The 2,995-nt window shown below is 69.6% G+C and carries 4 protein-coding genes; all 4 read right to left on the bottom strand.

Annotated elements, in window-relative coordinates; translation table 11 throughout:
- Positions 1–347, bottom strand: a 347-nt coding sequence (locus tag AC1D15_RS24695; RefSeq protein ID WP_477828049.1) for a DUF938 domain-containing protein, incomplete at its 3' end; no start/stop codon positions are given.
- Complete coding sequence (locus AC1D15_RS24690) at positions 344–1,189, bottom strand: PA4780 family RIO1-like protein kinase (protein ID WP_477828048.1); 846 nt, start codon at positions 1,187–1,189, stop codon at positions 344–346. The genes AC1D15_RS24690 and AC1D15_RS24695, both read right to left, overlap by 4 nt.
- Before the next feature lie 56 nt (positions 1,190–1,245).
- Positions 1,246–2,040, bottom strand: coding sequence for an SDR family oxidoreductase (locus tag AC1D15_RS24685; RefSeq protein ID WP_477828047.1), 795 nt, complete (start codon positions 2,038–2,040; stop codon positions 1,246–1,248).
- Positions 2,041–2,156: 116 nt separating this feature from the next.
- On the bottom strand, positions 2,157–2,995 hold an 839-nt coding region (locus tag AC1D15_RS24680), incomplete at its 5' end, for a substrate binding domain-containing protein (RefSeq protein ID WP_477828046.1).

The raw sequence follows: 2,995 nt of genomic DNA, 5'->3' as shown, positions 1-2,995 counted from the left end.
CAGCAGGCCCACGGCGCCGCGTGGATCATGTTCGCGCAGAAGACGGCATCGACCTGCGCCGGCACGCCGGGCCACTCGCTCGCCAGCACATCGAGCTGCAGCGGCGCGCGAACGTTGTCGATCCCGGCGCACCAGGTGCGGATCGACGGCAGCGTCTCGGCATTGAAGTCGCTCGGCTGCCACTGCCAGCCCGGCAGCCCCGGGCTGCAGTGCGCCGCATGCTGGCCGGTGCCGCTGGCAATCTCCAGCAGCAACCCCCGTGGCGGCAACACGCGCTGCAGTTCGGTCAGGATCGCCGCGCGGTTGCGTTCGGCGGCAGGGCTGTGGCGGCGGGAATCGTCGGTCATGGGGTGCTCATTCTCAACAGGCGCGCCGCTTCTTCGAGCCGCGCATCTTCGATCTCGCGCAGCACGCCGGACAGATCCACCGCGCCGGCCCGCTGTTCGTAGCGGCCGGTCAACGGCGTGCCCGGCGCGAGCAGGCCGCCAGCGTACAGCGACCAGATCTCGGGGCCGTACCGCGTCGGCAGCAGGCTCGGCGCAAAGCGGCCGAAGAAGTCGCGCAGGTTGTCGACGTCGCGCATCAGCATGCGCGGTGCGTGGTTGTTGCCGGCCGCGTCCACCGCCTGCGGCAGGTCGATGATGACCGGGCCGTCACCGGCCAGCAGGATGTTGAACTCCGACAGGTCGCCGTGGATCACGCCGGCGCACAGCATGCGCACCACCTCGCCGATCAGCGTGGCATGGTGCTGCAAGGCCTGCGCTTCGGTGAACGGCAGGTCGTTCAGGCGCGGTGCGGCATCGCCCCGCTCGTCGGCCACCAGGTCCATCAACAGCACGCCGTCGAGGAAGTTGTGCGGCTTCGGCACCCGCACGCCCGCCGCCGCCAGTCGGTACAGCGCATCCACCTCGGCACTCTGCCACGCCGCCTCCTGCTGCTGGCGGCCGAACGCCGTGCCCTTGGCCATCGCGCGCGCCTGCCGGCTGTTGCGCACCTTGCGGTTCTCGGTGTAGTCCACCGCCTGCCGGAAGCTGCGCTTGTGCGCCTCCTTGTAGACCTTGGCGGCGCAGGTCTCGTCGCCGCAACGCACCACGTAGACATCGGCTTCCTTGCCGCTCTTGAGCTGGCGAACGACGCTGTCGATCAAACCTTCGGCAACCAGGGTCTGCAGGCGGGCGGGGATTTTCATCGGGCCGATTCTCAGGCCTTTTTCTGCTCGGGCCTTTTCCGCTCGGGCCCGCGGACTCAGGTCGTCTGCTTCGTCGGCATGATCACCACCTGCTGCAGGTTCACGTGCTTCGGCTGCGCGACGATGAAGCCCACGCTCTCGGCCACGTTCTCCGGTTGCAGGAACTCCATCGTCTTCTCGGCACCGGCCAGCCAGTCCTTCGCGCCCTGGAAGGTCACGTGGCCCTGCAGCTCGGTCGCGACGATGCCCGGCTCGATCATCGACACGCGGATGTTCTTCGGCCCGAGCTCGATGCGCAGGTGCCGCGTCAGGTGGCTCACGTAGGCCTTGGTCGCGGTGTACACGGCGAAGTAGGGGTACAGGTTCTGGCCGGCGATCGACGAGGTGTTCACCAGGTCGACCGTCGCACCCTCGGCCGCGGCCTGCACCAGCTGCGGCACGAACGCATGGATCACGCGCATCACGCCGGTCACGTTCAGGTCGATCTGCTGCTCCCACTCGCCGAGCTTGCGCTCCTCGATCGCGCCCGGAAGCATCACGCCGGCGTTGTTGAAGACCAGATCCGCCCGCCCGTAGGCCGCTGCCACCTGGGCAGCCGCGGCGTCCACCGAGGCCTGGTCGGTCACGTCGACCGGCACCGCGAGGGCCTCGCCGCCGGCCGCGGTGATCTCGGCCACCAGCGTGTCGAGCGCCTCCTTGCGGCGTGCCAGCACCGCGACCCTGGCGCCGCGCGAGGCCAACAACAGCGCCGAGGCGCGGCCGATGCCGCTGGAGGCGCCGGTGATGACCGCGACACGGCCGGCGAGTTGGGTAGCGAACTGGGAAGAGAGAGAAGTCGAAGAGGTGGCCATGAGTTTCGTCCTTGGGTTCTGCGGCGCGACGGCGACGCTTGGGACGAACTCTAGAAATCCAGGCTCAACCTGGGTAGTCCACAAAATCCGTTACTTTGACAACCCGAAGTTGCCAATCATCGGCGTGCCGCACGAGCCCTTCTGGCCAGCGCACGCAGCTCGGCCGGCGGCACGCAGAACTGCTTGCTGTCGCGCAGCCACGCGGTGCTGAAGTCGATGAAGCGCCGCACGCGCCCCGGCATGTCGGCCCGCTGCGCGTAGTACAGGTAGAGGCCCATGCGCTCGCTGACGTGGTTCGTCAGCACCGGCACCAGCCGGCCGTCGCGCAGCGCAGCCGCGGCATTGATGCTGTCGACCTGGCCGAGGCCGATGCCGGCGAGCACCGCGAGGCAGTCGGCCTCGGGCTCGCTGCTGCACAGCACCACCGGCACGTGCTGGAAGACCGCGCTGCCGTCGACCTCGAACTCCCACGGCATCGGGCGGCCGGTGCCGGGCTGGCGGTACGCGGTGCAGCGGTGCTGCAGCAGGTCTTGCAGACGCTCGGGCGCGGGATGCCGTTCGAAGTAGGCCGGCGACGCGCACGCGATCTGCTGGATCGTGAACAGCCGGCGCGCGATGACCTGCGCTTCGGGCGGGTTGCCGGCGCGAAAGCCGACGTCGATGCGCTCGCCGACCAGGTCGGTGAAGCGGTCCTCCAGCAGCAGGTCGATCTGGATCGCCGGGTGCTCCGCCTGGAACGCCGCGAGCATCGGCACCAGCACCAGGCGCGCGACCGCGCCGGCCGCACTGATGCGCACCAGCCCTTCGTCGCTGCGCACCGCGCTGCGGGCGCGCGTCAGGGCATCGACGAGCCCGTCGAGGTTGGGCCGCGCCGCATGCAGCAGGCGCTCGCCCTCCTCGGTCAGCGAGCTCTTGCGCGTGGTGCGGTGGAACAGCCGCACGCCCAGGTGCTGCT

It is taken from the genome of Rhizobacter sp. P2_H2 (assembly GCF_056403375.1).
This window is presented reverse-complemented; position numbering and strand designations above follow the sequence as displayed.

Coding starts and splice junctions, on each gene's coding strand:
- AC1D15_RS24690 (WP_477828048.1), bottom strand. CDS start 1,189: ATGAAAATCCCCGCCCGCCTGCAGACCCTGGTTGCCGAAGGTTTGATC.
- AC1D15_RS24685 (WP_477828047.1), bottom strand. CDS start 2,040: ATGGCCACCTCTTCGACTTCTCTCTCTTCCCAGTTCGCTACCCAACTC.